This is a genomic window from Novipirellula aureliae (assembly GCF_007860185.1).
Lineage (GTDB): Bacteria > Planctomycetota > Planctomycetia > Pirellulales > Pirellulaceae > Novipirellula_A > Novipirellula_A aureliae.
Window position 1 is genome coordinate 1206310 of record NZ_SJPY01000001.1, and the last position, 25985, is coordinate 1232294.

General features: G+C 53.2%; 18 protein-coding genes. 13 read left to right on the forward strand and 5 right to left on the reverse strand.

Annotated features, from left to right (window positions below):
- Positions 1-294: 294 nt before the first annotated feature.
- Both Q31b_RS04575 and prfB read right to left on the reverse strand, forming a co-directional pair.
- Entirely contained in the window at positions 295-633 is a 339-nt protein-coding gene (locus tag Q31b_RS04575; RefSeq protein ID WP_146598423.1) for a histidine triad nucleotide-binding protein, read from the reverse strand.
- Between the two features lie 33 nt (positions 634-666).
- Positions 667-1771, reverse strand: a protein-coding gene (gene prfB, locus Q31b_RS04580) for a peptide chain release factor 2 (RefSeq protein WP_390622300.1) whose coding sequence is annotated in 2 segments (ribosomal slippage) — positions 667-1701 and positions 1703-1771 — 1104 coding nt in all. Because the reading frame shifts where the segments join, the coding sequence is not laid out codon by codon here.
- A gap of 90 nt (positions 1772-1861) precedes the next feature.
- Between prfB and mnmA the strand changes: the two genes are divergently transcribed.
- The 6 genes from mnmA (at position 1862) to Q31b_RS04610 (ending at position 13668) form a co-directional block, all read left to right on the forward strand.
- Complete coding sequence (gene mnmA / locus Q31b_RS04585; protein WP_146598424.1) at positions 1862-3010, forward strand: tRNA 2-thiouridine(34) synthase MnmA; 1149 nt, start codon at positions 1862-1864, stop codon at positions 3008-3010.
- Positions 3011-4912 carry a RecQ family ATP-dependent DNA helicase gene (locus Q31b_RS04590; RefSeq protein WP_146598425.1) on the forward strand — a complete coding sequence of 634 codons (1902 nt, stop codon included), beginning with the start codon at positions 3011-3013 and terminating at the stop codon, positions 4910-4912. It begins immediately after the preceding gene.
- A gap of 448 nt (positions 4913-5360) precedes the next feature.
- Complete coding sequence (gene dnaG, locus Q31b_RS04595) at positions 5361-7370, forward strand: DNA primase (protein WP_231617294.1); 2010 nt, start codon at positions 5361-5363, stop codon at positions 7368-7370.
- Positions 7371-7614: 244 nt separating this feature from the next.
- On the forward strand, positions 7615-9279 hold the full coding sequence (locus tag Q31b_RS04600; protein ID WP_146598426.1) for a sigma-70 family RNA polymerase sigma factor: 1665 nt from the start codon (positions 7615-7617) through the stop codon (positions 9277-9279).
- Between the two features lie 4 nt (positions 9280-9283).
- Positions 9284-9772: a cell division protein FtsH gene (locus tag Q31b_RS04605; protein WP_146598427.1), complete on the forward strand. Its 489-nt coding sequence runs from the start codon at positions 9284-9286 to the stop codon at positions 9770-9772.
- A gap of 254 nt (positions 9773-10026) precedes the next feature.
- Positions 10027-13668, forward strand: a complete 3642-nt coding sequence (locus Q31b_RS04610; protein ID WP_146598428.1) for a hypothetical protein — start codon at positions 10027-10029, stop codon at positions 13666-13668.
- A gap of 95 nt (positions 13669-13763) precedes the next feature.
- Here the strand turns inward: Q31b_RS04610 and Q31b_RS04615 are convergent, their stop codons facing one another.
- The 3 genes from Q31b_RS04615 to Q31b_RS04625 all read right to left on the reverse strand — a co-directional run bounded on the left by Q31b_RS04615 (position 13764) and on the right by Q31b_RS04625 (position 16397).
- The gene (locus Q31b_RS04615; protein ID WP_146598429.1) at positions 13764-14285 is read right to left on the reverse strand and encodes a hypothetical protein; all 522 of its coding nucleotides are present in this window, start codon (positions 14283-14285) and stop codon (positions 13764-13766) included.
- 259 nt (positions 14286-14544) lie between these two features.
- Positions 14545-15054: a hypothetical protein gene (locus Q31b_RS04620; RefSeq protein ID WP_146598430.1), complete on the reverse strand. Its 510-nt coding sequence runs from the start codon at positions 15052-15054 to the stop codon at positions 14545-14547.
- The gene (locus Q31b_RS04625; protein WP_146598431.1) at positions 15051-16397 is read right to left on the reverse strand and encodes a redoxin domain-containing protein; all 1347 of its coding nucleotides are present in this window, start codon (positions 16395-16397) and stop codon (positions 15051-15053) included. The genes Q31b_RS04620 and Q31b_RS04625 overlap by 4 nt, the downstream gene beginning before the upstream one ends.
- Before the next feature lie 323 nt (positions 16398-16720).
- Here Q31b_RS04625 and Q31b_RS04630 point away from each other — a divergent pair, with 323 nt between their 5' ends.
- The 7 genes from Q31b_RS04630 (at position 16721) to Q31b_RS04660 (ending at position 25980) form a co-directional block, all read left to right on the forward strand.
- Positions 16721-17164 carry a helix-turn-helix domain-containing protein gene (locus tag Q31b_RS04630; protein WP_146598432.1) on the forward strand — a complete coding sequence of 148 codons (444 nt, stop codon included), beginning with the start codon at positions 16721-16723 and terminating at the stop codon, positions 17162-17164.
- Positions 17161-17856 carry an IS630 family transposase gene (locus tag Q31b_RS04635; RefSeq protein ID WP_146598433.1) on the forward strand — a complete coding sequence of 232 codons (696 nt, stop codon included), beginning with the start codon at positions 17161-17163 and terminating at the stop codon, positions 17854-17856. The genes Q31b_RS04630 and Q31b_RS04635 overlap by 4 nt, the downstream gene beginning before the upstream one ends.
- Positions 17857-17896: 40 nt before the next feature.
- A complete protein-coding gene (locus Q31b_RS04640; protein ID WP_146598434.1) occupies positions 17897-20173 on the forward strand; it encodes a DUF1592 domain-containing protein in 2277 nt (758 codons plus the stop codon).
- 84 nt (positions 20174-20257) lie between these two features.
- Positions 20258-21655, forward strand: a complete 1398-nt coding sequence (locus tag Q31b_RS04645; protein WP_146598435.1) for a DUF1552 domain-containing protein — start codon at positions 20258-20260, stop codon at positions 21653-21655.
- Between the two features lie 358 nt (positions 21656-22013).
- Complete coding sequence (locus Q31b_RS04650; protein WP_146598436.1) at positions 22014-22520, forward strand: hypothetical protein; 507 nt, start codon at positions 22014-22016, stop codon at positions 22518-22520.
- 54 nt (positions 22521-22574) lie between these two features.
- Positions 22575-23780, forward strand: a complete 1206-nt coding sequence (locus Q31b_RS04655; RefSeq protein WP_231617295.1) for a DUF58 domain-containing protein — start codon at positions 22575-22577, stop codon at positions 23778-23780.
- Entirely contained in the window at positions 23761-25980 is a 2220-nt protein-coding gene (locus Q31b_RS04660) for a DUF3488 and transglutaminase-like domain-containing protein (protein WP_146598437.1), read from the forward strand. Before Q31b_RS04655 ends, Q31b_RS04660 begins: the two co-directional genes overlap by 20 nt.
- Positions 25981-25985 lie beyond the last annotated feature (5 nt).

The following is a 25985-nucleotide window of genomic DNA, read 5'->3' on the forward strand; positions in this document are numbered from 1 at the left end:
CGATCGATAGGTAATGCACAACCCGTGCCAAACAACACTTCTCTTTTTGGGGATGCTCGTAAGTCTTTGGCGGAAAACGACTTGCGGCGATTTTGCAGGTTGGGATCGCCAGCGGTTATCGATCACGGATGGAACGAATTACAAAGAGCTTGTAGTTTTGGGAACGGCTTATGTTCTGCGGAGTTTCGGCGCATAGGGACAAAAAAACCCGCAAATCACCTGGTCCAGCTCAACGGGGGCGAGTTTCGGCGAATTGCAAGCTTTAAAGTCGTTCGTTCAACGCAACGTTTGGCTTTAGCCGGGTGGCCAAGTCATTTGCCGTCCGCCGAGCAGATGAAAGTGAAGATGCGGTACCTCTTGGCCCCCGTCGTCTTTGCAGTTAACGACGACCCGGTAGCCTCCGCTTAGACCTTCCTGCTGGGCGACCTTCGCTGCAACGAGGATACAGCGTCCAACCATTTGCTCATCCTCGTCGCTCAAATCGTCGAGCGAGATGATCTCGCGTTTGGGGATCACCAAGACATGGACGGGTGCTTGGGGCGAAATATCGCGAAACGCCAAACAGAGTTCGTCTTCGTAAACGATGTCAGCCGGGATTTCGCGATCGATGATTTTCGTGAAAATGGATGGCATGATTTTTCTCTTGCTTTTCCGTTAAAAAAAACTTTACGACGATTTCCCAGCACGCAAGCGTAGGAACGCGTCCAAGAAGCCTTGTAGTTCGCTGCCGTCCATGACGCTGTTAAAACTGCCTACGTAGTGGCCCGTCCGCGCGTCCTTGACGCGTTGATCCGGATGCAAAAAGTAATTTCGAATTTGGCTACCGAAACCTGTTCTTGCTTGAGTCGCGTACTTGTCGGCGACTTCTGCTTCGCGACGTTCCTCTTCAATTCGAGCCATTTTCGCGCGCAACATCTTCCAGGCCGTAGCCCGATTTTGATGTTGGCTCCGTTCGTTTTGACAAGTGACGACCGTGTTGGTTGGAATGTGAGTCAAACGAATTGCACTGTCGGTTTTGTTGACGTGTTGCCCTCCAGCACCACCGGCACGATAGCGGTCTTCACGCACATCTTTTTCATCGATGTCGATCTCGATCGAGTCATCGATCTCGGGCGAAACGCTGACGGCTGCAAAACTGGTTTGACGTTTACTTTCACTGTTAAAGGGACTGATGCGTACTAGGCGGTGCATCCCCTCTTCGCCCTTTAAGTATCCGTAAGCCATCGGCCCACGAACCGCGATCGAAGCGTTGTTGATACCCGCTTCTTCGTTTTCTTGTCGATCCAATAACTCGATCTTAAATTCCTCGCCTACCGCCCAGGCGGAATACATGCGCAATAGCATGTCGGCCCAGTCATTGGCGTCGGTGCCGCCATCGCGAGCATTGATGGTGACAATCGCACCCGCATGGTCATTCGGGCCGTTGAGCAGCGCCTTTAGCTCCAATTGATCCAGTTTTGTTTCGAGCCGCGATATTTCGCCAGCCACCTCGCCAGCGATCGATTCGTCCTCGTCCGCCATTTCAATCAATGCGGCTAAGTCCTCAACAGAGGTGGACAAATCGTTCAAAGGGCCGACAATAGACTTCAAGCTCTTTAACTGTGCGACCGTCTTCTGAGCCGATTCGTTATCGTCCCAAAAAGTGGGTTGCCCCATTTGCGTTTCGATTTCCTTGATATCATTTTTTTTGCCAGCGTGGTCAAAGAGAGTCTCCTAGTTGGACCAGACGCTCGCGAATCTTCTTGCTACGTTGAATTAGTTCAGCATCCATTGGATTGGTGGACTCCGGAATATAGTGGGTTAGGGCGAAAACGAATATCATCACACTCCAATATCATATCGACGACGAGAGAAAAAAAACATGGCACGCGTGGTTCTAGCAATGAGCGGTGGCGTCGACAGCAGCGTGGCGGCTCATCTGCTGTTGGAAGCCGGCCATGAGTGCGTTGGCGTCTTTATGCGGCACGGTGAAGAATCGGCAAAGGTTTGCAAGGTGGACGCTGGTAATGCTGAGACGACGAACGCTTCCTCGTTGCCCGTTTTGTCGGGACTTCCACAAGGGCGAGCGGATCATAAACAAGGATGCTGTACAGCGTCGGATGCTGCCGACGCTCGGCGAGTCGCCTCGAAAATGGGCATTCCGTTTTACGCTCTCGATTTGCAGGAAGATTTCCGCCGCATCGTTGACTATTTTGTCGACGACTATCTAAACGGGCGAACACCGAACCCCTGTGTTAAATGCAATCACTGGATCAAATTCGGCAAATTGTTCGATTACGCTGATTCCGTCAACGCTGACTTTGTCGCGACAGGCCACTATGCTCGGCTTCTTGATGGAGCGGATGGCCCGCAGTTGCATCGCGGCCTTGATTCGAGCAAGGATCAATCGTACGCGTTATTTGGAATCGGCCACCAGCGTCTGCGGCGAATGATGCTGCCGGTTGGCGGTTTTGCGAAAACCGAAATCCGTGAAATGGCTGCTGGATTGGGGATGGGGGTGGCCGGCAAGAAAGACAGCCAAGAGATTTGCTTTGTGACCCAAGGCCACCACAGCGATTTTGTGAAAGGACGCCGCCCCGAAATGGTGGGTGCGACCGCTGGCGAAATTGTTACCGTCGATGGTAAGACCGTCGGAACTCACAATGGTTACGAAGCCTTCACGGTCGGCCAACGAAAGGGGTTGGGCGTGGCGATGGGGACACCTCATTTTGTTGTCCGCATTGAAACCGATACACAGCGCGTGGTGATCGGTCCGCCCGAAGCTCTTGACCGCAGCGGTTTCACCGCGATCGATACGAATTGGTTGGTCGATCCAAAAACGATCTCCGAACAGGTCGGGATCCAAATTCGTTACAACGGTTCGCTACTTGCAGGACGAGTGATTTTAGATCACGACAACTTGAGCCGCTTTGAAGTGGAATTCGATACTCCGCAGCGAGCGGTTGCACCGGGACAGGCGGCGGTATTGTACGATGGTGATCGTGTCCTCGGTGGTGGGTGGATCGAATAGTTGGACGCCAAGGAGGTTCTACAACAGCGGTTTGGGCTCCGATCGTTCCGGCGCGGTCAGAAATCCGTAATCACCCGGCTGCTCAACGGAAGGAATGTTGCTGCGGTTTTTCCGACTGGCGGTGGCAAGAGTTTGTGTTACCAATTGCCGAGCCAGCTACTGCCCGGCACCACCGTGGTGGTGTCACCGTTGATCGCCCTGATGAAAGATCAATGCGACGCGTTGCAGTCGCGAGGCATCTCGGCGGCCCGCTTCGATTCCAATATGTCGACCAGCGAATTCCGTATGGCAATGAAAGGGATTCGCTGTGGTGAAACCAAGATAATGTATGTTGCACCGGAGCGATTCTTCAACGAACGTTTCATCGCTTCTCTTGGCACTCTGCGGATCTCGTTGTTTGCGATTGACGAGGCCCATTGCATCAGCCAGTGGGGACACAACTTCCGGCCCGACTATTTGAAGCTAGCGAAAGTCGCCGAATCGTTTTCGGCGGAGCGAGTGTTGGCTTTGACAGCGACTGCCACGGAAAAGGTGCTGCAAGATATTCGCTCGTCCTTCAAAATCCGAAAACCGGATGCGATCCGTGCTCCGTTCTATCGTTCGAACTTGCACCTGCGCAGTGTCATTCTAGAGAAACAGGATCAATACGCTCATTTGCTAAAACAGCTTCGTCATCGCAAGCCTGGCTCGACTTTAATTTACGTGACGACTCAACGATCGGCCGAGGAGATTGCTGAGCGATTGACCGAGGACGGTATCGCGTCGACCGCATACCACGCGGGACTTGAAACCGAACGTCGGATGGAGATTCAAAACAGCTTTATTGAAAGTAAAGCGGGAGTGGTTGTCGCGACGATCGCCTTTGGTATGGGGATCGACAAGTCTAATATCCGTTATGTCTATCATTTCAATCCACCGAAATCGCTCGAAGCGTATGCTCAGGAAGTCGGCCGGGCTGGTCGGGACGGCAAGGTTTCCTTGTGCGAAATGATGGTCGTTCCCGAAGACCGTATCGTACTCGATAATTTTACTTATGGTGATACGGTTGAGCGGCGTCCTATCGAGCAATTGATTGAACGATTGAGCGGTTTGCCCGATTCCTTTTTCGTATCGCATTATCGTTTGTCCTATGAAACCGATATTCGCTTGTCCGTCCTGCGCACACTGATTACCTACTTGGAGCTTGAGGGGTATTTAGAAGCGACCTCGCCGCGATACGAAAGCTACAAAGTGCAACCACAGCTGGCACTCGAGCAGATCTTGGCAAAAGTACCTGGTCCGAATCGCGATTTTTCGGAAGCCTTGCTGTCGATGCTAACGAAAGGTCGGACTTGGTTCTTGTTGAACGTCACATTGGCGACGAAGCGGCTAGGCGTTGACCGCAACAAGATCATTGAAACGATTGAATCGATGTCAGAAAAGGGATGGCTGGAAGTAAAGGTCGGCGATTTGAACCATGGATACCGCTGGCTCAAGCGGATCAAGAGACCGAAAGGTTTGGCCGAACGATTGGCGTCGCACATGCTGGAAAGAGAGACGCTGGAAGTCCGGCGACTCGATCAAGTGCTCTCACTCGCCAAAGCGGATGCTTGCCAGGCTCAAGCATTATCAAAGCATTTTGGGGAAACCACCTTGGCGTGTGGTCATTGCAGTTACTGCCAAAACGAAGGCCCGTTCGAAATGCCGCCGCCTGTGCTCCGATCGATTGGACGCGGTGTCAAATTGGCGATTGCCGAACTGATCGAAAAATATCCCGAGCAGTTATCGACACCACGTGATCAAGCTAGGTTTCTTTGTGGTTTATCGTCTCCGCAAATGGTCCGCAAACGAATGACTCGTGAGGCCTACTACGGGATCTGCAGCGAAATGCCCTTCGCTGATGTCTTGTCGGAATTGTCGTAGGTTGGGTCTGGCCTGCTCAAAAGCTACCGTTGACGGGCTTGGCGGTCTCGCTGGAATTCATGGAAGAATTTTTTCGAAGTTCGAAGTTTCGCTCAAGAAATTTGATCTTGACGCCGACGGGGCAAATTTGAATACTCTCGGATAGCGTGCAACAGGCCTCGTGGTTCATCGGCCTTGGCATGATTCATCGCGGGATTGGGTAAGCGTTTCGGCCTACGCCGAAAGTCTTGACGATTTCCGCCACCAGTTGTACGCTGCAATGGATTGCGAAGATCGAAATTTGCCCGGTCGCGACGTTGTTTTTCGTAAGAATGACAGTTCATTAAGCTGTATCTTATTTATCAATGTGGTGGCAACCGTGATTTACCTTGTCGGTAGATTCCGGCGTGGGTTGACCGATCGAGACCGTCTTTCGCAAAGACGATTCCTATGATGGGAGACTAGTCGCTTGTCCATACCTGCGGACTTCGACCTGAAAGAGCGAGTGCGAGCGAGTGTTGACATTGTTGACGTCATCGGCTCGACGCTGGAGTTGCATCCTGCTGGACGCAATTTCGTTGCTCGTTGCCCCTGGCACAACGACCGCCGTCCTTCGTTAACCATCAATCAGGAGCGGCAAAGCTGGAAGTGTTGGGTGTGCGATATCGGTGGCGATATATTCAGCTATGTGATGCAGCGTGACGGAGTCGATTTCCCTACGGCACTGCGCAGTTTGGCCGAACAGGCGGGCATCGAAATGGATGATTTCCGGGGTGGAAAGAAATCCAAGCCGGGCAGCCCCGATGATCGAGCGACACTGCTTTCGGCCATGAGGTTGGTTGCCGATGCATACTATGAACAACTTGAAAATGGAACGAGTGACGATGCAAAACTCGCTCGTGACTACTTAGCCGATCGCGGTATCGACAATGAGAATCGCGAGCGTTTTCGAATTGGCTTCGCGCCCGAATCGTGGACCTTTGCAGTCGACTTGTTGGCGAAGAACAACTTCTCAGGTGAAGTAGCCGAAGCGGCTGGGTTAGCAATCCCTCGAAACAACGGTGGTTTCTACGACCGCTTCCGTGGCCGCTTGATGTTTCCAATTCATGATCTACAAGATCGACCGATTTCACTGGGCGGACGGGTGATCCCAGCGCTACTCGAAAAACGTGGCACCGATGCAGGTGGCGCAAAGTACATCAACGGTCCCGAGACGATGTTGTTTCGAAAGTCGCACCAGCTTTACGGTCTGCAACTCGCTCGCGAAGCAATTCGTCGTAGCGGTGAAGCGTTGGTGATGGAAGGCTACACCGATGTCGTTGCTGCCCGCCAAGCGGGAGTCGAAACGTCGGTCGCGGTATTGGGCACGGCGCTTGGTGAACAACACGTCAAACTACTCAAGCGTTTTTCCCAGCGAGTTGTTTTGGTGCTCGATGGCGATACCGCTGGGCAAACGCGTGCGGACCAGGTGCTTGATTTGTTCGTCCGTGCGGATGTCGATTTGCGAGTGTTGACATTGCCTGAAGGCAGTGATCCGGCCGACTTCCTCGGCTCGAAAGGTCGCGAAGCCTTCGACGCTCTCGTCGCCGCTGCCCCGGACGCCCTCGAACACAAAATGCTGCGATTGACCGATGGTGTTGATCTTACCAATGATACCCACCGAGTCACCCAAGCGATCGAGTCGTTGCTAGAGATCGTGGCTCAAGTGCCTCAAAATTCGACGGGTGCCACCAATTTGAAGGTCGACCAGCTGATGTTGCGGATGGCGCGAACCTTTGGCATCACAAACGATCGTTTGAACCAACGGCTTGAACAAATTCGACGTGCAAATTCTGAAAAACAACAACGCACGCAGCAAACCAAAGCGTTCATCGCCAAAGCGAAACAAGAACGTCAAGAACCTGGAAAACCTCTGCTCGATCCGAACGACGCATTCGCTCAAGCCGGTGACTTGGAATCCGAATACGGTATCTCTTCCCACGGTGACTTTTTACCGACAGCGATGGTTGCCGAAGCGGCCCCCGATCGACCTGTCCCGCTTAGCGGTATCGACCGTGAATTGTTTGAAACGCTGATCGAATCCCCTGCGTTGGCAGCGATTGCGATTGAAACGATCGACCCCGATTGGCTTGAGTCTTATACAGCAAAGATGTTATTGACGGCCTATCAAGACCTCGACCTAGAAGGCCGTGATTTGGATGTCGACACGTTACTACTCGTGCTTGAAAACGAGACACTCAAAAACGAAGTTGTGACGCTTGAAGAACGCGTTCGCCGACGCCAAGGCCACTCGACGCAAACACCCGAAGAGCGATATGCCACAGTGATTCTTTGCTATCATCAAAAGCAAAAAGCTCAAGAAAAAATTCAACAAATTGCCAAACTCGAATCTTTGCTCTTGGCAGAAGACGAAGAGGAGGCTCTATTGAAAGAGTTGTTCGACACCGAGCGGACTCGCCACAACATCGAAGCAAACTAAAGTATCACTTTTTCTTACGTCACTTTTCCCTACAGGAGCAATCGACTCGAGAACTTAAGCAAGCCCTTCTACGACGCATCACCGTCCCATTAAGAACCGACATAGGATTTGTTGGTGAATTGATTGGAACCCGCCGGTGGTAAATGGAACACAGGATTTGGTCCATTGATCGTAGCTTTCGAAAAACGATTTTTCACTGACTCAATGGCACCAGGATTCGGTGTCGCAAACACGAGGTTTACCAATGCTTCAAACTCAAGTAGCCGATCAAAATCTATCGCAACTCATCGCCCGCGGATCCAAAGACGGATTTCTAACTTATGATGAGGTCAACGCGTATCTTCCCGACGAAGACGTCAACCCAGAGAAGCTCGAACGATTGATGGTGGCGATAGAGCGTCACGGCATTCAATTGGTCGAAGTAAGTGAGAAGAAGGAGATCCTCTCAAGCGGCAGTAAGTCGATTCCCCGTATTTCGGAAAGTGCGTTCGGTGACGAAGACGCACCGCTAGTTGCGACCGAAGCGCCGCGTGCCAGCGACGATCCCATTCGGATGTACCTTAGCCAAATGGCCGAGATTCCGTTGTTGACACGCGAACAGGAGATCTCGCTTGCCAAAAAGATTGAGATCACGCGTCGCCAATACCGCCGATCACTACTTGAATCTGACTACGCCTTGCGAAGCACGGTTGAAGTGCTACACCGTGTTCACGAAGGCGAACTTCCATTTGACCGTACGATCAAAGTCTCTTTGACCGAACGATTGACGAAAGAGCAAATCTTGGCTCGGATGCCACACAACTTGCGAACGATCGACAAGTTGATTGAAAGCAACAAAGCGGACTTCGACCAAATGGTTCGCAAGAGTGTCTCGCCGCGATTGAAAGCAGAGCTTCGTCGACGATTTATCAGCAACCGACGCAAGTGTTTGCAATTGGTGGAAGAGCTAAGCCTAAGAAGTCGCCGTGTCACACCACTGCTTGGCCAGCTTGAAAAGATCTCGCAGCGAATGAATTACATCCGAGAACGATTGGCGGAACTTGGTCAAGATGCCGTCAGCCGAGATGAAGCGTCGGATTTACGTCAAGAGCTTCGCGAGCTGATGATTGTCACACAGGAAAGCCCGCGCAGCTTGCACAACCGCATGCTCAAAACACGCCGTTTCTTTGACGAGTACGAAGCGACCAAGCGAAAGTTGAGTAGCGGCAATTTGCGATTGGTCGTTTCGATCGCCAAAAAGTATCGTAACCGCGGTTTGTCATTCTTGGATTTGATTCAAGAAGGCAACACAGGGTTGATGCGAGCGGTTGATAAGTATGAATACCGCCGTGGTTTTAAATTTAGTACCTACGCGACTTGGTGGATTCGCCAAGCGATCACACGAGCGATTGCGGACCAAGCACGCACAATCCGCATTCCCGTTCACATGATCGATGTGCTGAGCAAACTTCGCCAAGCGCAAAAACGATTGACTCAAGAGCTTCGCCGCGAGCCCAGCTATGAAGAGATTGCCGAAGCGACCGACGTTTCGATGGAAGAAGTCCGACGCGTCATGGACATCGGTCGTCATCCTGTAAGCTTAGATCGTCCGGTTGGCGAAGGCGAAGACAGTAGCTTTGGCGAATTTATCCAAGACAACGACAGCGACAACCCGGTGAAGGTTGCCGCCAGTGGTATCCTTCGTGGCAAGATCGATGAGCTACTCAAAACGTTGACTTTCCGTGAACGAGAAATCATTCGTTTGCGATACGGCTTGGTCGATGGGTATAGTTACACGCTCGAGGAGTGCGGACGAATCTTCAAGGTAACTCGTGAGCGAGTTCGTCAAATTGAAGCCAAGGCCGTCGCAAAACTGCAAAGCCCATCGCGTGCTGATCGCTTGGCGGAATTTTTGAAGACCGCTGCGTAACCGTATGGACGACGACGAAACGCTAACGGCTTACCATGAAGCGGGGCATGTGGTTGTCGGCTACTTGCTTGGGGCAAGAATTGACGAAGTGCGACTCGGTAGCATGATCGAAGATTGCTTGCCAAATCGGTTTGGCGATTGCATGATCAATTGGGGCCGCATCAACGACCGTTGTTGTTGGCAACTGCAACGCGAGGTTATGACCATTTTGGCAGGTCCTGTGGCCGAGATGATCTACATCGCTGAACGGCTCCATCCGGCCCATCATGGACCATGGAAATCAGATTGGCAGCAAGCCGCCGAACGATCGGCCGAGTCCTTTTCAGATCCCGAGAAGCAGACCCGATTCCTCGAAGCCGTTATCGTAACGCTTCACGAAAAGATGTCGGGTGAATCGTTTTGGGCCGCCGTGGCAGCCATTTCGGATGAGCTATTGGCCCATGAATCGCTCGAGCATGAGCAAATCGCTGAAACCGTTTCGTATTGGCTGTAGGCGATCTTGAAGGAGGCTGCGGTAAGTCGCGGCGCGATGCTGGCCGGGCAAGAAACCAGGAAGTGGTTCTCGCCAATTGGTAAATCGCAAATGTCGTGTTTCTCATTGGTCGACGCAGCCTACGTCCATCGTCCTGCATCACCCCGTTGGCAGTTGGCAAATGCACCCCAAATTCATCTTGGGGAGATTGGCCGATTTTGGTTAGACTACCCTGACCCCTCAATCGGTATACTCTCTGTGGCAAGGATGCTCTCGTGAAGCCCAATAACTTGATGCTCGACCGGATTGAACGAGATCAGCAGAAACTTACGCGTTCGCGCCGTGAAGAGCGAAGCCGCCGACGTCGCATTGCCGTGCTGTTTTCTCTTCTTGCGATTGGCTTCTCTGCCCTGGCCGCCCCCAGTCTCATTTGCCATTCCCCAATCGGCCGGTCGATTTTAACCGATAGGGTCGCTGAGTTCGGATTCGATGCGACTGCCGAATCGATGCGACTGGGGTGGATTACTCCGCTTCGGATCAACCAATTGACACTCCAAGGGCAGCAGGCGGGCAGCGAATTGTCGATCGATCAGGTTGATACGGAATTGACGATTTTAGATTTGATGGGGGATGCGGCAGCGAACTTCGGCGTGGTTTCGCTGCGCGGTGTGAACCTGAAAATCGCTCTGCAAGATGGTCGATGCAGCATCGAAGAGGATCTGAACAAGTGGATGCAGCAACCCCGTAGCGGCACCGCGACGACGGGAACGGTGAATGTTCACGAATTAGCGGTTTTCGTCAGCGATACGGTGACCAGCGAAACTTGGCAGTTTGCTCAAGCGAACACGACAGTCGACCTGTTGCCCGACTCGGTGCGCAGCGATTTTTCAGGTGTCTTGTCTCAACCGCGTGGCAATTCGGGCTCGTTACAAGGTGAAACCGAATTCGGACTCGGGCAGGCCAAGTCGCAGTGGCGTTTGAGTTTGTCGAGTGATGCATTACCACTTTCGGTCGTCTCGCTCGCCCGTCGTCGGTTCCCTGAATTAGCAGCGCAAATTCCATCGGTACTTCGAGGCGATGCGACGGGCACGATCGAGATCGTTGGGTCAGAGAACGGTAACCTCGACGCGACGACACGCCAGTTCGAAATTCGAAATTTAGAAGCAGCCAATCCTCAGCTCAGCGAAAAACTTTGGACCAACCAATTGGCGGTTCTTGATGGACGATTGCGGCTTGTCGACCGACGGATTATGGGTGACGGTTTGGTTGCCGTGACCGACTTTGCCAAAGTCAAGCTGGATGGTGAGTTGTCCCGTTCGTTGACCTGGACGGGAGCCAACGATAATCCGCTAAGTTGGCTCAACGCGTTAGAAGGAGTCGCCACGGCGGAACTCGATCTCGCTCGCTTCGATCACGCGATGCCAGGCATTTTGCCCCTTCGCAGCAATGCCTCTTTGGTCTCGGGCACACTTTCGGCAGTCATTGAATCCTTGCCATCACGCGACCGAAGAAGACGAAGACTCAGTATTCAAAGTGATTCGCTACGCGCTCGTTCGGACGGGCAGGCCGTTACGATCACACCAATTGAATTGACCGCAATCGTTTCAAGTACTCCGTCGGAAATGAACGCGGAACGATTTGATCTGAAAAGTGACTTTGCGACCGCCACCGGCCAAGGGGATCTAGAGCAAGGTGCGGCGGATATTCAAGTGGATTTTGGGCGACTCGCTCGAATGCTGCGTCCGATCATGAACGTGTCAGATTCCAATCTCTCAGGGAAAGCTAGCGGAAAAATACGATGGAGTGCATCGGGGCAAGACGATTGGCAATTGACGGGGTCAGCCGATGCGATGAACTTGTTAGTGGTGCTACCGAATGGCAAACGTTTGAGCCATCCTTCGTTGCGGCTTGATGTCGATGCGATCGGAACCTGGGATGGCAAACAGCTTGACACCCTAAAAATTGCCGATGCCAAATTATCGAGTACCGGATTTCAATTGCGTGCGGAACTCGTCCAAGCGGTTCCCGGCATCAATGCTGAGACGTCGCTGCCGATTCGGATGCAAGGAGAAGGGCGACTCGAAGAGTTGGCGGGAACCTTCACCCCTTGGCTGCCGAGTGATTTGCACGAACTCGACGGTGGCTTCCATCTCAATGCGCGTGGCGAGGTGTCGACAAGCGGTGGGCGGTTGACGAGTTTGCAATGTGAATTGAGTGAACCGCGATTGGCTTATGGCTCACGCTATTTTTCGCAGCCTGATTTGAAGCTGCAATTCGACGGTGAACTCGATCCAATCCATTCGGCGCTTCGTTTTCAATCGATGACGATGATGGTTGGGACGGCATTTTCAGCAGCCATCCAGGGTGAGATCACACCGGAACGAACGGATCTGGAAATCGCTTGGCGCGCGGTCTTGGAACGGGTGCAAGGAAGTGTCAAGACACGCCTTGCTGCGAGTCCTTTCGATCGATTTGCAAGTCAACGGCCGGCTCAGTCAGCTGGCGCCCAGATCGCTCAGGTCGGCTACCAATCGGGGCAAACCATCGAAAGCGATGACTGGATTGTCATGGGCGACTGTGATGGACGGTTTGTGATCACGAGTCGTGAAAAAGGCTATGCGATTGAAACCGAATTGACTGGCAAGAAGGTCGCGCTCGTCCAACCCGCCGCCGCGAGTGCTGCATCACAACGAATGGGACCGATGCCAACACGACCCGGCGACGTTAGCCGACCCCTATCGGGCTCTCGATCGCGAGTCGTCTGGGCGGAGCCAAACCTAAAGGTTAATGGCACATTGATACTTGACCAGACCTCGGGCGAAGTGGTCACCGACTCCTTGAAACTCGCTTGCGACTGGTTCGCCACATCGTTGACCGGACACATGACCTGGAATGCTGAGCAGGGGCAATTGGCAGTCAAAGGACCGGCAAGAATCAAGATGGACGAAGTTGCCACAAGATTAACTCAGTTGACGGGGACCTCCATTCGAGCGGAGGGAATTCAAGAGACCCCGATTGAACTGAAAGTTTTCCGTAAACCCGATGAACAAATCGGCATCAGCGTCATTGGCAATCTCGGGTGGGAAGCTGCCGCAGTTGCAGGAGTCGAAATGGGGCGTGCGGTTATCCCTGTTCGGTTGACCGAAACGACCGTCTATGTCTCGCCATCGACCATCCCTGTTGGAGACGGACGATTGAATTTGGCTGGCGACGTAAACTATCGGCCTGGCCCCTTGTGGATGCGGATCGAACCAGGGCGTGTCGCTGAATCGATCACTGTGACCCCTGAAATGACAAATCGCTGGCTCAAGTATCTCGCGCCCCTCGCTTCGGAAGCGACTCGTATCAGCGGAACGATGGGAGCCGAGCTTGATGAAGCCATTGTGATCTTTGATGAGTTGGAAAAAAGTCGAGTTGTCGGGCGTTTGAACATCGATACGGTGCAAATGAACGCCGGTCCGATGGGCAACCAAATGATCGGGGGACTACACCAACTCAAAGCGCTTGCCAGTAGCATGACGCCACAAGCTCCTCAAACGAATTCAACAACCCTGATCACGATGCCTGCACAAACGGTTGACTTCATGGTCGATTCTGGCATCGTAAGCCACCGTCGATTGTTTCTGGATATCGACCGTGCAAACGTGATTACTAGCGGCAATGTCTCTTTGGACGGCCGTTTGGATATGGTCGCTCAAGTGCCTCTCGATTCGCGTTGGCTGGGGAGTGACTTGCAAGGTTTGGCAGGACAGTCCGTGTCGCTCCCTATAGATGGGACCCTCTCGCGACCAAGCCTCGATTCGTCAGGCGTGCGACGAGTGATGACTCAGCTTGGCACGCAAACGATTCAAAACACCGCCGAAAACTATCTGCAAAAGCAACTCAACAAGAGTATCGACAAAATCTTCAAATGGTGAATGCTTGCAAAATGGCTAATCCGCTCTCGACCTCCCCCAAACGCCGTTTGCTGGAGGTGGTTAAGTTGTTGACTTCGCTGGAGTGAATAGCTGCACTATTTCTTAGGCCGTTTATAGATCCCCTCGGCGGTGATGTCGATCATTTTCGTTGCTTCGAGGAAGACCGCATCCCCTTTGACCACGACTGCGTCGCCGTTTTGAATTTGCAGCAAGTCGGCGGCGCCTTGCTTCACCACATTGCCTTGATCGTCGACGAAGCGAACCATCACCTGCGGCGCATTGGCGAGTTCGCGTTTGCAGAATGGACACGTACTGGCGTGGTCAGGGTCACCCCCAGCGTGGTCTTCGTTCGGAAGTTGGGTCATCAAGAACGTCGCTTCACCGGGGACAAATGCGACGTCGGGCGAGTCCGCTGTGCCGACTCGCCCCGCGATCACCACTGGCATCGACTCGGTTTCGGAGCTCTCGAAAGCTTCTTGCACCTCCGTGGGGGTCAATGCGTCCGCTGGTTCAGCAGCCAATAAGAACTTCGATGCTGCCGAATCGACATCGGCGAGCGAATCTGGTTTCGGGGTGCAGCCAACGAATGAAACACTGATGACCGCAGCAACAAACAAGGCGTTACCTGTAGTGGATCTTGTTAAAGATCCTAAATAGCAAGTTAATTTGTGGTACATATCTCTCACACTTCTCGATGAACGTGTTTGATGCATTTGGATGAAGTCCCGATTGGGGAACGGCAGCGAGTCGCAACAAACGCTTCATTTGCCGGGTTGCCGTCGCCCTGTTAGGACTCGTTGTGATTCCGATTCCTCCTGTCCGGGGGCTGATCGTCCCCGGCGTAGAGCTTTCTTCCCTATCGGGACATTCCACGGTCTATTTCAGTTGGCTCAATGTAGAGATCGCGGAATCGATCTTGTCGCTGTGGACGCTGTAGTCAACTGGTTCATCGTCGTGAATCAATCCATCGATCGATCCGAATGAGTCAAACAGTTGTTCGATCGCCTCATTGGCAGCCGTTTTCTGATTCTCATCAAGATCCGAATTCTCCACTTGTTTTTGCAAGTGCTCCAGAAGATGGCCGACTTCGTGGAGCGGTCCGTGAGCCGCATCGATGTCGTCGTTGACGAGTCCATCGCGGATATTGTCGCGCATGGTTTCGAGCATCAGCACCGCATCGGGCAGACGGTTTGGCATCTCGCTATTCTCGAGAAACACTAAGTCGTCAGCATCAAGTCCCAAATCGCTGGCAACGATTTCGTTCTCCGATTCGGTCGAGTTTTCAGGCTCGCGGTCGCTACCACAACCACTTAATCCACCCGTCAAACAGACGGTTAAACAGATTGTGAGAAAATTTGTTGGTTGAAAGGATCGTAACCGGTTCATTCTGCGTCCTCCGTCTGGGTTTCGAGTTCAGCGTTGGCATCCGAATCTTCTTCAGGTTCCGCCGTCAATTCATCGAGGAATTTCTGAAGTCTCACTCGGCCACGCTCGTCCTCCACTAACTCAATCGCTTGTTTTTGGGTTTCGATCGCCAAGGCAACGTTGCCAAGTGCATTGTGTAGGTGAGCAGCCGTATCGAGAAGGTACGGTTTAAAGCTCTCTTGTCTGGTGTTGTCGAGTGCGTTGGCCGCTTTATTCACTCGGTCGAGGACGGCATTCAAGAAGTCATCGTCATCGAAGTCGGGACTTTCCGCCATTCGGTAAACCGACCATCCAACCGAGTTGGCCAATGTGGCGTCGGACGGTTCAGCATCGAGCAATTCGAGCACGTAGGTTTTCGCTTCATCACGCATCGAATCTTCGCCGAGTAGTAGTTGGATCTTCAACCGTTGCATTCGACTGATGGAAGCTTCATGCGTCCCCGTTTCGAGGTAGTGGTTGATCTTCGCCAATGCATTTTCCGTCTCCTGCTTCCGCAACAGCGACACCACTTCGTAGTAGACTTTTCCACCCAATTGTTCTTCGATGAACTCCTTGCCGAACGCTTCGCGATCCCAGGAATCATTGACAACCGCTTCGAGCACATTGTCCATCCTCATCGGGTGACCGATCCATTCGATTTTGGAATCTTTGCCGACGATAAAGGCACAAGGGATCCCGTTTTGTCCAGCCGCTTTCATGTAATCGTCGGAGGTTGATCGGTCTGGATCCGTTGTCAGACAGTAGCTACTTGTCAGTTCTTCATAGGTAACGGGTCGCGTTTTGTCTTCTTCATCGCCCTCTTCTTCATCGCCCTCTTCGTCAACCTCCTCACGTGGCACCCTCATCCCCGGTACTTCTCGTTTGAAGAACTTGTCAATGGTTGCAATGGGTTCGCTGCTGACGCTAACGATTTGGACGCCTTGATCGGCATACTTCTTTTGCAATTCGACGATGTGTGGCATGGAGGCGATACAGGGACCGCACCATGTGGCCCAGAATTCGACCACATAGACTTTTCCCGTCTCGAATTCGGTAACCTGCCCGAACTGACCCTCGCCATCATGAATCCAGTGTTCGACATCAAGCGCTGGAGCGTCTGAACCGATCGTTAGCAGCTTGGTCTCTTGCTCCACGTCATCGGATGCGTCATCGGATGGCGTTGCTTTTTCAGGCGTGGCCATCGGGGCAGATGCCGATTGGCTACTTTCCTCTGATTCTTTCTCCTGCGCGGAGACGCCGGTAGCGAGCAAACAAATCGCTAAAAAGGTAAATGTAAACAGAAAACCATTGTTGTATTTTCGCATAATGTCTCAATTTCTCCAATTTCTGAGGTGGGGGGAAGCAATTAGCCGCAATCGGCCAAGAGATCATCCTAGTAGTGAGTGATTCTAGCAAGTTCGCCAAGGAAATGTGCGACGAGTGCTTTTTTACAACCAAGAATTAGGGCAAGAATCTTTCGTGGCTGTGGCACCCCGTCGCAGCTTACTGGGGCAAGATACCCCAGCCACGATGCTGCCAAGCCCAAAATCAAGCTGTGATAAAGCGACTAGTGCTGCGTTACATCTAGGAATTAGGATTGGCTCAGATCTTTGTTTGAGTCATACTATTGGGAACACGGAGGTATCCCATGCAGAAAAAGTATATCGTTCGGTTGAGCGATCAGGAACGTATTGAGCTCAAACAAGTCATCAAAAAGCTTAGCGGAACGAGCCAAAAGGTTAAGCGTGCCCAAATCCTTCTGAAGGCGGATGCGGACGGTCCCGCTTGGACGGATGCTCGCATCGCCGATGCTTTTGGCTGCCGCACCAAAACGGTCGAGAATATTCGCCAGCGGCTAGTGGAAAGTGGATTTCGCGAAACACTCGACGGTAAGAAGCGACAAGCACCGCCCACACCTAAAATTCTCGATGGTGAGCAAGAAGCTCGGATCATCGCAACACGTTTGGGGCCGCCTCCAAAAGGCTACGCCAATTGGTCGCTTCGGTTACTCGCTCGCAAAGTTGTTGAGCTGAAGATCGTCGATACAGTCAGCTATGCGACGCTCTGCCGAACGCTTAAAAAAACGGCATGAACAATCGCAAAATGCAGTATTGGGTGATTCCTCCAGAAGCCGACGCCGAGTTTGTCGCGCACATGGAAGATGTACTCGAAATATACGCAAAACCCTACGATCCGAACATTCCGGTGATTTGCATGGATGAACAGCCCGTGCAATTGGTCAAAGACGTCAAAGCACCGATCGCGGCAACCAAGTCGAAACCCAAACGTGTTGACTACGAGTATGAGCGGGCTGGCGTTGCCAACGTGTTTATGTTTACCGAACCACTCTCGGGATGGCGTGAAGTCACGATTCGTGAAAAGAAAACGAAGGTCGATTGGGCGATCGCAATGGCTGAGTTGCTCGAAGGTCGGTATGCAGAGTGTAAGAAGGTGATTGTAGTATGTGACAATCTCAATACGCACACGATGGGCGCGTTTTACGAGGTCTTTGAGCCCGAACGAGCTCGTGCAATGGTTCGTCGGATTGAGTTTCATTACACACCGAAGCATGGCAGTTGGCTCAACATCGCAGAAAACGAACTCAGTAGCATGACTCGCCAGTGCGTTTCGGGTCGTCGCATTGGCGATATTGAGATGCTACGCGAAGAAACCTCTGCCTGGGCCAGCGATGTAAATGAAACCCAACGCGGAGTCGATTGGCAAATGAAAATCGACGAAGCGAGGACAAAGCTGCTTTCCGTCTATCCTAAAATTAAGATGTAACGCAGCACTAGAGGTTTCCTCGGCCGTAAGTAAAGGAGAGATGCCTCCCAAGGACGGGCCTGAACTTCCGGACGAAGATCGCAAACGAATCGTCGAGTGGCTCTCTGCAGAGGTTCAGAAGGCTTCACAGGTGCAGCGTGACCAGCAAGGTTTTTCTTCCTTTCGCCGAATGACCCGTTACGAGTACAACTACGCGTTGCAGGATCTACTGGGGCTTGAATTGGACTTTGCCAAAGACCTTCCACCCGACCCCATCGCACACGACGGTTTCATGAACAGCTCCGAATTGCTTCAGATGACCGGCAAGCAGTATGCGGAATACTTGGATCGGAATCGGCAGGCACTCGATCGGGTCACGGTCAGCGGTAAACGTCCCGAAGCGTTGTACTGGGGTGTTTCAGCAAAGCAAGCATCAGCACGAAAGGCCGCCGAACTTGAGGAGGCGGATGATCGGACCAGGACAAGGGCAACAAGGACGGGTACGAAGGGTGCTCATTACAAGAACACGGAAACGGGTCAGACCGTGCCAGCCACCTGGTCCTACGTGGGTGCCGTCAACGCCTGGACCCCCACAACCACTGCCCCCGAAGTGCCGGAGCTATCCGAGGTCATCGCTGTGCTCCCCGCCAATCAGGGGATGGTGATCGAGCTTGGCAACCGATTGCCGGACAAGGGGATATTGCGAGTACGTCTCCGTGCGTCGCGAGCTTCGGATGAAGCCGATGTCGCTCCCCGGTTGGCCCTGGAGTTCGGTTGGCAAGGAGACAAGGACCAGAAAGCTGCGTTCAGGATCAGCAGCAGCGACCTCGTCATTGACGGGTCTGCCGAACGGCCGAAGTTCTATCAGTGGGATATCCGATTGGGTGAAATCCAACCTCGCAATCCCGTGCGTCGTACCGAGGAATTGGGGGTGACCGATCGAACCAATCCCTCCGAATACCTACGACTGTTCAATACTTCTACCGATCAATCCGCAGACATTCAATTGGATTACGTCGAGGTGTCGGCGCCCGTCTACGATCAATGGCCGCCAGCAACGCATTCGGCAATTTTCATCGACAGCGAGAACCGCGACGACGAAACCGCGTATGCACGGGACATCGTGTCTCGATTCATGCGACGCGCATGGCGACGCGACGTCAGCGAGTCAGAAGTGAATTTGCAAATGGAGTTGTTTGCCCACATTCGCCCTCTATGTGAAAACTTCGAGCAGGCCGTGGTTGAGACCCTAGCCGCGGTGTTGTCATCTCCACGATTCTTGTATCTGGTTCAGTCCGATCGGTCCGATTTAGAAAGTCAGCGCAAACTCAATGACTTCGAATTGGCAACTCGCCTTTCGATGTTTCTTTGGTGCAGCACGCCGGATGACGAGTTGCTTGACCTTGCTTCCGCAGGGCGACTGAGCGATTCCGAGCAGCTTATGCATCAGACGCGACGCATGCTGGACGACCCAAAGCACAAGCGTTTTTCGACTCATTTCGTACAGCAATGGTTGAACATGGCGCCGCTTGAGTTTGTGAGGTTCGATAGGAGAACCTATCCGGAGTACGACGACAGCTTGAAGCAAGCGATGGAGCAAGAGCCACTGGCGTTATTCGAGGAGATTTTACAGAACGATCGCAGTGTGATCGATTTTATCCACTGTGATTATGCCGTGGTCAACGGGCGGCTTGCCGAGCACTACGGCATCCGTGACGTCGGGGGTGATGAATTTCAGAAGGTGTCGCTGAAACCGGAAGACAAACGCGGTGGCGTTCTGACTCAGGCTGCGATATTAGCAATGAATTCCGATGGTACGGATTCGCATCCACTCAAACGTGGCATCTGGTTGTTGGAGAGCATTTTGAATGACCCTCCGCCGCCACCACCTCCGGCCGTTCCCGAAATCGACATTGCCGATCCCGAGATTATGAAGATGACCCTCAAGCAACGGATGGAAGATCATCGTAGTCAGCCGGCCTGCTATTCTTGCCATGTAAAGATCGATCCATGGGGGATCGCATTTGAAAACTATGATGCCCTGGGGAATTGGCGATTGGAGAGTCGCGGAAAGGAGATCGATGCGTCGAGCCTCTTGTACGACGAGCATGAACTTGATGGAGTCGACGGAGTAAAACGCTACCTGCTTGCCAATCGCCAAGATCAGTTCACGCGGGCAATCGTTCACAAGATAGCCACCTTCGCGCTGGGTCGGCCGCTGAACTTCACTGATCGGGCGAGCATCGAACGACTGACGTCTCAGTTAAGAAACCAAGGCGACGGATTACAAACGTTGATTCAATTGCTGGTACAAAGCGATTTGTTTCAGAAGTCGTAGACCTGTTGATCGAATCCCAATAAGAACGCGTAAACAAGTGACGTCACCTTCCTGTTTCCTCATTCAGTATCCCTAGGATTTGCCATGAACCTCCATTCTCTTGACCGTCGTCGTTTTCTTCGCGGCGTCAGTGGTTTCGCCCTTGCACTTCCAGCCTTTGAAACCTTTTCAGCGGTTGCCAGTGGTGCGGAGGCATCCGCAAGTCCTCGACGGCTCGCCTGTTTCTACTTACCCAACGGCGTTCCAATGCCTCGCCAGGACGATCCGGCGTACCAGGATTGGTCGTGGTTTCCTCACGGCGAGGGGAGAGATTTCAAATTGAGTAAATGCCTTGATCCGCTAGAGCCGCTTCGCGATGACTTGACGATCATCTCGGGCTTGTCCCACCCAGCGTCACGCAATAATCATGGCCACCACAATGCCGACCAATTCCTCACGGGGGCCGCGATTGGTGGAGGCGGTCACTATCAAAATTCCATTTCCATCGACCAAGTCTATGCGGCTCATATTGAAGCGAAAACCCGATTCTCGTCACTCGTCATGTCGACCGACGGAGGCACCGGGCCGCAGCGCAAGGCCCATACGATCTCATTCAATCGCGAAGGTCGTCCGATTCCAGCCGAGAATAAGCCGAAACGGATTTTTGACATGCTATTTGAAAAGAAAGACGGCAATGCGGCGCGGCGGCTGGCACTCAGTCAAAGTGTACTCGATCATCTTATGGAAGATGCGCGTTCTTTGCGAAGGGAACTATCGAAACAGGATCAGGAGACCTTTGAGGAATTTCTTGGGTCCGTGCGAGACACGGAGATCAACGTAGCAAAGTCAGCAAGGTGGATGAATCTTCCCCTTCCAGAAATCGACGTGGATCATCTGAATCTTGAGATTACTCCGAACGATCCACGAGAGTACGTTCAAACGATGTACGAACTAATCTATTTGGCGTTCAAGACCGATTCGACGCGGGTGGCGACCTATCAGTTCGGCAAGGAAGTCAGCAAAGGAATCAGCGACTATCTCGCTCGGGCCGTCGGGCTTCCTTTGACGCACAGACTCTCGCATGAAACGAAAAAGCCCAACGGTTGGAAGAACTTTGGTACCTTCTGCCGATTCATCAGTGAAGAGTTTGGCCGCTTTGCCGGCAGGTTGAAAGCGACTCCCGAGCCGGGCGGTGAAGGGAACATGCTCGATCACACGTTGCTCCTGTTCGGATCCGCGTCGAGCGCCTTCCATCTTTCTCGCAACTATCCGTTGATCTTGGCCGGCGGTAAATCGATGGGATTCGAGCACGGGAAATTCCTCAACTTAGCCGGAGACAACGTCTTCCGCGGGAGCTGGATCAAAGGGCAGCCGGAGCCCTATAAAATGGGTTTAGATACCGATGATCAACCCCTGGCGAACCTCTACGTCACGATGTTGCAACGATTAGGTGTAGAGACCGACTCATTCGCTGACAGCACAGGCACGATTTCCGAGGTTTGAGGATACCATGGCAGGGCAAAAAGGATCTTCCGTTAGGATTCGCAACCCAACGGGTGGCTTGTCAGGTCAGAATCGCCCCCTCCATCAAACAGTGGTAAGCTCGAATGGCGTGGACTAAAGAAAAACTGAGTTTCACCGTGGCTGTTTTCCTGCTTCCGTCCGGCTTGTCCGGGCGGAGCAACAAGTGGCCGCTACCTTGAACGTCTTTCGGTGATGGATCGAAGGAAATTTCCACGAGTTGAACCAAATCGATTGACACCACGTACCACCAATTGATAGAACCTTTGGTCGGGCTCGCGTTTTTCACCTAAGATAGATGTCTTGGGCCGATTTCGTCATTTACCGTTGGAACCCCCTTTTGAAGTCGTCTCGAATCCTGACCGTTTACCTGTCTCTGGCAGCTTTGCTGTTTGGCAACGTCGCAGGCTGGGTTCACGTAGGTTGCTCGGCCCATCCAGGTTGCTCGGGCCATCCGACGGGATGCTGTCGGGCGAAGTTGGACGATGCCTGCGAGACTTTCGAGGATGATTCTTGTCAGCATTCATGCTGTCACCACGATCACGCTGACGCTTGCCATTCGGAAACGCTGGCCCATTCGGACGAATCGGCCTCCACGGACTGGCAAACCGGTGCAAACAAGCAATCCAGCGATCCCGATTCGGAAGCCCCCGTCGATCATCACGACTCGGATCGCTGTTCGATCTGCCAAAACTTCTTTGCGTCGCGGCATGCCGTTGCGCTCGCCAGCGATGTCGCATGGGTACAACTGTTGACGGGTGGTCTTGAGGTCGTCTTGGTTGACGACCTATTTGTTCCGAACCATCGTTCGAGCATCCACTCGGTACGGGGACCGCCGAGCGTTTGACGCTCGAGCCGTTTCATTCTCTCCGTTTTCTTCTCGTACCGAAGGTATGCACCCATGGCGATCGTCCATGAGGCGTCCAAACAGGCGGGTTGGTTGTCTCGCATGATGACAACCGACTTTTGCCCTTGGGCGAATCGTTTTGTTTATTGGTTAAAGGAACCGATTGGCTGGTTCGTTCTAGCGACCGCAATCAGCATTTTGATTGGTTTGTACTTCAATCCGATCGGCTGGACGGTGGCCGCATCGCTGACCGGCCTTTTAGCGGTTGGCGTAGCGTGGCCATTGGTGGCGATTCACGTCACGACATGTCAGTTGCGACCGAGAAATGACTGTATTCATGAGGACGACGGGTGTCAGATGCTCGCCTCGGTTCGCAATCGAGTTCCCATTCCCGTTTGGGGATTGGTCGTCGAAGGTTATCTGGATTGCGAAGGTGACGATGCACTGCCGACCGTCGGCTTGGCATGCGTGCCGCCGCTGTGTGTTAGCGATTTTGGAATCAAGGCCAACCCGTCGCTGCGTGGTCGCTATCCGATCCAAGCACCGCTGATCTCTTGTTCGTTTCCGTTTGGAATTTGGACGGCACGGCGGAAATTGACGACGACGCAATCGCTGACGGTGTGGCCGAAGGTATTTCCGGTGGCGGGCTCTTGCCCGATCGTTGGTCAGGCCAACGCTGAACATGGTGATGGATCCCGAGGCGGTAGGAGCGGCGATTTTGTCGGCGTGCGAGCATACCGGCAAGGCGATTCGGCCAAGCATATCAACTGGGTGGCGTCGGCCCGAGTCGATTCGTTGGTGGTGACCGAACGCGGAGGCCCGCAGTGCGTTGAGCTCGATGTGTTCGTGGATACGTCCTGCCGAGGCAGGCGAAATCAGCTAGCGGATCGTATACGTATCGCAGCGAGCGTGTTGATCCATCTACATCAGTCGAACGTTCCGATGCGAGTAACGATTGGTTCGCGGGCATTGCGATTGGCAACGGGAAGCAAGGGACGCCGACAGATTCTCGATGCGATGGCGGATGTCCCCGCCGATGGATGGGATGAACCCGTTGAGCGTACCGCAATCAGTAATCGTGCGGTGATCGAGTTTTCGTCGGATGATGCGGGGCACGAAATCATCCGCATACGCGACCCACGCGGCGGACGACGGGCTGGCGGCCGTTTGACGACAAAACAAATTCGTTCGGGAGAAGCCTTAGCAGATCAGGTGCGTGAGTTTTGGACGGAGGTGCGAGATGCCGATGTCGCCGCGTAAACGAAACGAAACGATTCTGTTGGCCATCCTATCGATCGTCTCGGTCATTCCCCTGCGACTCTTTGTTGAATCACGAGGTTGGTTCTTGGCAGAGATGGGAATGTTGCTGGTATTGCTTGGCGTAGCAGAAGTCGTCAGGATTTTCGGCCCCAAGTTGGGCAGGTTGGTACGTTTGACGCGTCCCGCTGCCGGGTTGCTCGCCATCACTCCGATCCTGTTCGCCATCGTAGCTCGCGCATGCGGTTCGCCGGTTGCGTTTGAAATGTCAGCACTAACCGCATTCGGAGCCACATCGCTAGCGATTGCGATAGCCGCTACCAGTGATCGCACTCGAGCGATGTCGCTTGTCATCAGCGGATTTCTGGTGTTGTTTTCGACCTCGATTTCGGATGACGCCCGCGCCATTTGGTTGGCCATCATTTGGATGACGGTTTGCGTCTGGCACTTGGTCGCCAATCATTGGGAACGACTCGACCTGTGTTTGCCTGATTCGGTACGACCGACCGTTGGCGTACGACCAGCCAGCGTTTTGTTTGCGGTCGCGTTGTGCATTGTCGGTGGGCTTGTGGTTCGCGATCGTTTTGGCCAATCCAATCGTCTGGCCTTTGGAATCATGCCCACCAGCGGCGGATCGAAATGGTCCGACCCGGCGGCTCGGTCGGGTATCGGAACCGGTGACGCAGCGATCGCGGCCAAGGACCATGCGGAATCCTTTGGGGCGGTTGAGTCTGATATTTTTTTGGAGTCGACGGAGTCGACTCTGTTTGACATGTTCAACGACACGATCGGCGAACCGAAAAAGAAGAACAAATGGGAACGCCGCCAAGCAATAGGCAACGAGAACGCCAATACGATGCACGAGCGGGTTGCCAAGAGCGAGAAGGGGGGATCGTCATTCAGCACTGACCGAATGCCGCCGAAAAAGCACCATCATTTCAAAGACACAGTCGAAGACGCGGTTGTTCAATGGGACGGCCCAACGGGAATCCGTTTAGCGATGGAGCGTTTCGATACGTTTGACGGCGTGAATTGGACCAACTCGGCGAAACTCGCAGATGACGAATTGGAACGCAGTGAGATCGACGATCACGTTTGGTTCTTCGATCGCAAGCTAAAATCCGCCGCGTTTGAAAGCACAAATGCGGTCGAGGTCAATCGGATGAAGGTACTGCGACTCAACACGACTCGCCTTCCCGCCCCGATGTTGACCGCCGGCCTGCACATCAAGGACGTTGATCGACAAGATTTCTTCGGGATTGACAATGACGGATCGCTATATATGCCCGGCCGTGAACGGGTTCCGCCATTGACGGTCGTGAGCTTGGCTTCATTACAAGTGATGGAAGATGAACTACTAACGCTCACGGCGAACGACGATGGCTCTCCACGTGCCGCTTCGGGGCGACGGCCTGGGGGAGAGGGGCTCACCGCCTATGAACAACTAAAATCGATCGTTGAGGACCTTCGCACCAACTTCACGTTTGATCGAACCACCTCAACCAACACGGATGATCCGGTTGCGGAGTTTCTTCACACTCGTCGCGGTGGCGATCATTTGTTTGCGACCCTCGCAGCACGAAAGGCCCGCGAAATCGGATTGCAATCACGGATCGTCACTGGTTTTTACGTGCGGCCAAATTCGTTCGACATCGCTGCCGGCCACGCTTCGGTAACGCCGGACGACGTGCATGTTTGGACCGAGATCCGACTCGACGACGGGCGTTGGTTCGAGATTGAGCCGACACCCGGCTACCGCGAACCGATCTACGCGCCGTCGACGTGGTTGCTCGCCAAACGTTTTGCTGCCGCCCACTGGATGCATGGTTTGGCGATCATCGGCTTCATCACCTTGCTATTCGTCACCCGGTTGGTTTGGATCGAAGGGTTGCTAACGGTGGGCTGGTTGTTTACATGGCCGCTCGGTCGCCAACAACAGCTTCGTATCGCGATGCATATCGTTCAAATGCGAGCGAAGCTGATCGGCAAGCAGCGTCCGCTTGGCACTCCCCAACGAGATTGGATGGAGTCACTGGTTGCGTCCGACATTCAGCTTCGTGATCGAGTGCGAGAGTTTTGCAACGACGCCGATCGAAGCATATTTGGCGGCAGTGGTGCGATCGACCGCGGACGTTTAAATGGCGTCGTCCGTGGTTTGAATACACGGAAATTGATACAAGTTCACAACGAGGTGCCCGTATGAGCGTG